This window comes from Cellulomonas iranensis NBRC 101100 = JCM 18110 (genome assembly GCF_001552375.1).
GTDB classification, from domain to species: Bacteria; Actinomycetota; Actinomycetes; order Actinomycetales; family Cellulomonadaceae; genus Cellulomonas; species Cellulomonas iranensis.
The window spans coordinates 1-5,131 of record NZ_BCRB01000145.1 but is presented as its reverse complement, the minus strand read 5'-3'; the positions used below and the strand labels follow the sequence as shown (position 1 = coordinate 5,131).

4 protein-coding genes are annotated in these 5,131 nt (G+C 79.0%); all 4 read right to left on the bottom strand.

Annotated elements, in window-relative coordinates; all coding sequences use genetic code 11:
• Window positions 1-3,921, bottom strand: a 3,921-nt coding sequence (locus CS2_RS17635; RefSeq protein WP_070320951.1) for a type VII secretion EssC family protein, incomplete at its 3' end; no start/stop codon positions are given.
• Window positions 3,922-4,057: 136 nt separating this feature from the next.
• Entirely contained in the window at window positions 4,058-4,324 is a 267-nt protein-coding gene (locus CS2_RS17630) for a hypothetical protein (RefSeq protein ID WP_046527857.1), read from the bottom strand.
• A gap of 68 nt (window positions 4,325-4,392) precedes the next feature.
• Complete coding sequence (locus CS2_RS17625) at window positions 4,393-4,911, bottom strand: hypothetical protein (RefSeq protein WP_070320950.1); 519 nt, start codon at window positions 4,909-4,911, stop codon at window positions 4,393-4,395.
• Window positions 4,908-5,131 (bottom strand): hypothetical protein (locus tag CS2_RS19215; protein ID WP_169798669.1); only part of this gene is annotated, 224 nt, incomplete at its 5' end. The genes CS2_RS17625 and CS2_RS19215, both read right to left, overlap by 4 nt.

Genomic DNA, 5,131 nt, shown 5'->3' with positions numbered 1-5,131 from the left:
GGCGACGGCCGTGACGCCCGCCGCGTCGCGCGCCCGCGGGCCCAGCAGGTGCACGGCCGCCGGCGGCTGCGCGGCCCGCGCGACGGCCTGCGCGAGGCCGAGCAGGAACGACGTGCGCCCCGACCCGCCGCGGCCCAGCACGAGCAACGGCGCCGGCAGCAGCGGCAGCACGACGCCCGTCGCGAGGTCGCCGTCGACGCCGAGGCACACGTCGTCGCGCTGCGGCGCGGGCACGAGGTCGACCGGCACGCGCGTCGGCATGGCGGGCACCGCGACGGGCGGCTGGGCGGCGTACCGCGCACCCTCGCGCGCGGCGACGTCGCGCAGCAGCGCGGCCTGGCGCGGCGTGCCCGCACCGCCGACCGTCGCGACCTGGACCTCGGTGCGGCCCAGCAGGCCGCGGCCGGGCGGCGTGCGGTCGTCGAGCACGGTCTGCGGCACGCCGAGCACCTGGTAGTCGTCGACCGACGTCATGCGCAGCACGAGCCGCTGCCCGAACGCGCCCGCGAGCGCCGACGGCAGGCCGGTGCGCCGCGGGGTCGTGGCGGTGACGTGCACGCCGCAGCGGCGGCCGTCCTGCAGCACGGCGACGAGCTGGTCGACGTGGCCGCGGCGCAGCGGGCCGCCGCCCTCGAGGTGCTCGACGAGCTGCGGCAGGTTGTCGACCAGCACGTGCACGCGCGGCAGCACGACGCCCGCGGCGGCGAGCGCCTCGACGTCGGCCGCGCCGTGCCGCGCGAGCAGCGCGTTGCGCTCGGTGAGCGTGCGGTGCAGCATCCGCACGAGCCGCGTGACGCGCTCGGGCTGCTGCTCGACCACGACCGACCCGACGGACGGCAGCGCCTCGAGCGCCGCGAGCCCGCCGCCCGCGGCGTCGATGCCGTAGACGAGCGCGGGCGCGAGGTCGTGCGCGAGCGTCGCGGCCAGGGCCACGGTGCGCAGCAGCTCGGTCTTGCCGCTGCCCGACGCGCCGTGCACGAGCAGGTGGCCGGCGCGCGCGTAGTCGACGAGCAGCGGGCGCTGCGTCTGCTCGTCGGGGAGGTCGGCGAGGCCGAGGGGCAGGACGCCCGGGCCGGGCGTGCAGGTGTGGACGTCGGGCGTCACTCCGGGCACGGCGGCCTCGTCGCGCGCGTCGGCGCCGAGCAGCAGCGCCCCGGGCTCGCCGCCCGCGAGCAGCACCTCGTCGCGGAGCGCGGGCAGCCACGGCCGCTTGGGGGCGGCCAGGCCCGAGCGGGCGAACGCCTCCCCCACGGTGAGCACGAGCCGCTCGAGGTCGGACCGCTCGTGGACGCGACCGCTCGCGGCCGCGGGCGCGGCGTCGGAGCGCGCCGTGAACGCGCGGACCGCGACGGTCGCGGCCTCGTCGCGCGCGGGCTCGTGCGCGCCGACCCACGCGACCTGCACGAGCTCGCGCGTGCCGTGGCCCGTGCGCCGCAGCCACGCGCGCCCGGGCGTGCGGCGCGACAGGGTCGCGGCGTCGGGCGCCTCGACGACGTCCGTCGAGTCGTCGGTCGACGCCATGCGCAGCGCGATCCGCAGGTCGGTGTTCGCCTTGATCTGCGGGGTCACGACGCCCGCGGGGCGCTGCGTCGCGAGCAGCAGGTGCATGCCGAGCGAGCGCCCGCGCTGCGCGACGTCCACGACGCCGTCGACGAACTCGGGCACCTCGCCCAGCAGCGCGGCGAACTCGTCGACGCAGATGAGCATGCTGGGCGGCGCGACGTCGGGGCGGAGCCGCTCGAGGGCGACGAGGTCCTTGGCGCCGTGCTCGGCCAGCAGGTGCTCGCGCCACGTGAGCTCGGCGCGCAGCGACACCAGGGCGCGCTGCACGAGCGCGGGCGTGAGGTCGGTGATGTAGCCGACCGTGTGCGGCAGGTCGGCGCACTCGCGGAACGCGGCACCGCCCTTGTAGTCGACCAGCAGGAACGTGATGCGCGACGGCGGGTTGTTGGCGGCCAGCGAGCACAGCAGGGTCTGCAGCAGCTCCGACTTGCCTGAGCCGGTGGTGCCCGCGACGAGGCCGTGCGGGCCGTCCTCGCGCAGGTCCACCGTGACGACGCCGTCGGCGCCCGCCCCGAGCTGGGCGCGCAGGCCCGCGGACTGCGCCCAGCGGTCGAGCACGGCGGTCGCGTCGTCGGGGTCGCGCAGGTCGGAGCCCAGGTCCGGCAGGCGCACGGCGTCGGGCAGCGCCGAGTCGGGCGGCACGACGGCCGCCTCGTCGCGGAACGACGTGAGCGTGCGCGCGGTCTCCCACGCGGCCGCGAGGTCGAGCTCGTCGACCGCGTCCACGACGTCGTCCCCGCCGCGGTCGCGGCGGCGCACGAGCCCCGCGTCGAGGTCGAGCAGCACGTCCGTCGCGGACGGCACGCGCGTCGCGTCGCGGCCCACCCACAGCAGGTGCACGTCGCGCTCGGCGGCGGCGCCCGCGACGGCCTCGACCGCGCGGCGCGGCACGCCCGCGTCCTCGTCGACCACGCAGACGACGTGCCCGCGCGCACCGTCGGCCGCGACGAGCGCGTCGAGCAGCACGACCCCGTCGGCCGCGCCGACCGCCACGGGCGGCAGGCCTGCGACGCGGTGCGCGGTGTGCGGCAGCCACCGCAGCCACGTCTCGACGTGCGTCGCGTCGGGCCCGAGCACGGCCGCGAGCGCGACGTCGGTCGGCGAGTGCGCGGCCGCGAGCCGCACGAGCAGCGCGCGCACGGCCGCGTCGGCGCGGTCCCGGTCGGTGCACGTGACGGCCGCGAGCCGGTGGCCGCCGAGCACCAGCGGCACGGGCTGCGCGGGGATCGTCGCGCGCTCCTGGAACTCGCGGACCGCGAGGTCGCGCTGCACGCGGTCGCCGCCGCGCGCGACCGTCCCGGCCACGAGCGCGGGGCGCGGGCCGAGGCCGGCCCGCACGTGCAGGAAGTCGGGGTCGTCGACGCGCCGCGCCCACGTGCCGGGGTGCCGCGCGGCGACCCGCTCGCGCACGGTCACGAGGTCGGGCTCGTCGGTGCCGGCGCGCTCGCGCTGCACGGCGGCCGCGGCGTCGACCTGCGCGACGACGTCGTCGACGTCGTGCCGCCACGCGCGCAGCTGCGCGTCGTGCTCGGTGCGCTGCTGGCGGCGCTGCACGACGTGCTGCACCGACATCATGAGCGGGAACCCGAGCATGAAGACCAGCGAGAACGGGCTGCGGTTCATCGCGAACATCGCACCGCCCAGCAGCACGGGCATGAGCATCATCGGCCACGGCAGCGGCGCGCGGCGCGGTGCGGTGGGCGGCGCGGGCGCCTCGAGCTCGGCGGGCTCCAGCCGCGCGCCGAACCGCGGCGGCCGCAGCACGCCCGTCTCGCCCGGCAGCGGGGTCGCGTCGCCGCGGTGCACCTCGAACGTGGTGCGGCCGACCTCGACGCGCTCGCCCCAGCCCACGGGCTGCGCGCGCTGCACGGGGCGGCCCGCGACGCGCGTGCCGTGCGCCGAGCCCTCGTCGCTCACGACCACGCCACCCGTGAGCAGCACGCGCGCGTGCACGCGCGACACGAGCGGGTCGGTCAGCCGCACGGTCGCGCCGGACCCGCGGCCGACCGTGAACGCGTCGGACGCGACCGCGACCTCCTGCCCCGCGTCGGGGCCCGCGACGACCCGCACGCGTGCCCGCACGGCGCGTCGGCCGCCCGGGCGGTCGAGCCACGCGGCCGGCACCGACGCGACCGGCAGCACCGCGCCCGTGCGCAGCGGCGCCTGCGCGAGCGGCAGGTCGGCCGGCCACGGCGTGCCGTCGGTGGTCGGGGCGAGCAGCGCGCCCGTGCCGGCACCCAGGTGCCCCGCGAGCGCACGGGCGAGGTCCGCGACGCGCGCGCCCTCGCGCGCGACGACCTCGACGTCGACCGCGCGCAGCCCGCTGTCGCGGGTCGGCTGGACGCTCAGTCGCCACATGGGCGGTCTCCCGTCTGTGGGTGCGTGGGCGTGGGGCGAGGGCGGGGGGCGAGGGCGGTGACGTCCCGGGTGACGTCCGGCGGGACGCGGACGCCGGGGTGCCGCGCCGGACGGCGGCGGCACCCCGGCGGCGGGGTCAGGACGACGCGGTCTCCTGGTCGTCCGCCTGCTGCGCGAGCGCCGCGGCGTTGGCCTGCAGCGCCTCGACGACCCGCTGCAGGGCCGGCACGTACTGGCCGGTCCAGTCGGCGTTGAAGCGCTGCGCGTCGGGCCCGTACCAGGGCGTCGACTGCAGCTGCTGCGTGAGGCGGCTCGTGATCTGCGTGATCGAGTCGGCGTCGACGTTCATGACGCGCACGAGGTCACGGGCGGCGGCGATGTCCATGCCGAGGACGTTGCTCATGGTCGTTCTCCTTCGGTGCGTGCCCGGACCTGGCGCCCTGGGCGGGTGGGTGGCTCTGCCGGTCTCGGTCAGGCCGGGGCCGGGTCGGCGGCGCCGAGCCGGACGGAGGTGTGCGCGGCGGCGAGCGCGTCGCGCAGGTCGGCGGGGGTCGTGGCGGACCAGCTCGACACGACCGTGACGGCGTGCCGGTGGCCGCCGGGCACGGGCGTCGGGTCGACGTGCACGTCGACGCGCTGGTGCACGGTGCCGGTGCCGTGCGCGCGCACGAGCGCCGCGCGTGCGGTCCCGTCGGGTGCGCCGTCGCCGGCGCCGTCGCCGGTGCTCGCGTCGGCCGGCGGCACCGGCTGCCGCGTGCCCGGGTACTGCGCGAGCATCGCGTCGAGCACCTGCGCGGCGGTCGTGCCCGCGGGCACGAGGTCGGCCGTGACGGTGAGGTTCGGCTGGAAGCCGGGGACGTCGACCGCGGGCCGGGCCACCGCGAGCGCACGCGGCGCGGGGGCGGCGTGCCAGCCGTCGGGCAGGTCGAGGCGGAAGCGCGGCGCGCCGGGCAGCAGGGGTCCGGGGTGCTCGACGGTCGTGGCGGTCATCGCACGGTCCCGTCGATCGTCAGCTCGGTCACCACGGGGGTGCCGGGCCCGGCGTGGTCGCCCGCCGCGGCGTCGTCCTGCGGCTCGCCGTCGGCCGTGCCGCCGTCGGCGCGCAGCGCCCCGAGGCCCGCGGCACCCAGCGCGGCGAGGCCGAGCGGTGCGGCCGCGAGCGCGACGGGCGTGCCGCCGCCGACGAGGTCGCCGGGCGGATCTCCGGCGG

Excerpts from the sequence above, each read along its gene's own strand:
- CS2_RS17630 (WP_046527857.1), bottom strand. The coding sequence starts at position 4,324 with ATGAGCAACGTCCTCGGCATGGACATCGCCGCCGCCCGTGACCTCGTG.
- CS2_RS17625 (WP_070320950.1), bottom strand. The coding sequence starts at position 4,911 with ATGACCGCCACGACCGTCGAGCACCCCGGACCCCTGCTGCCCGGCGCG.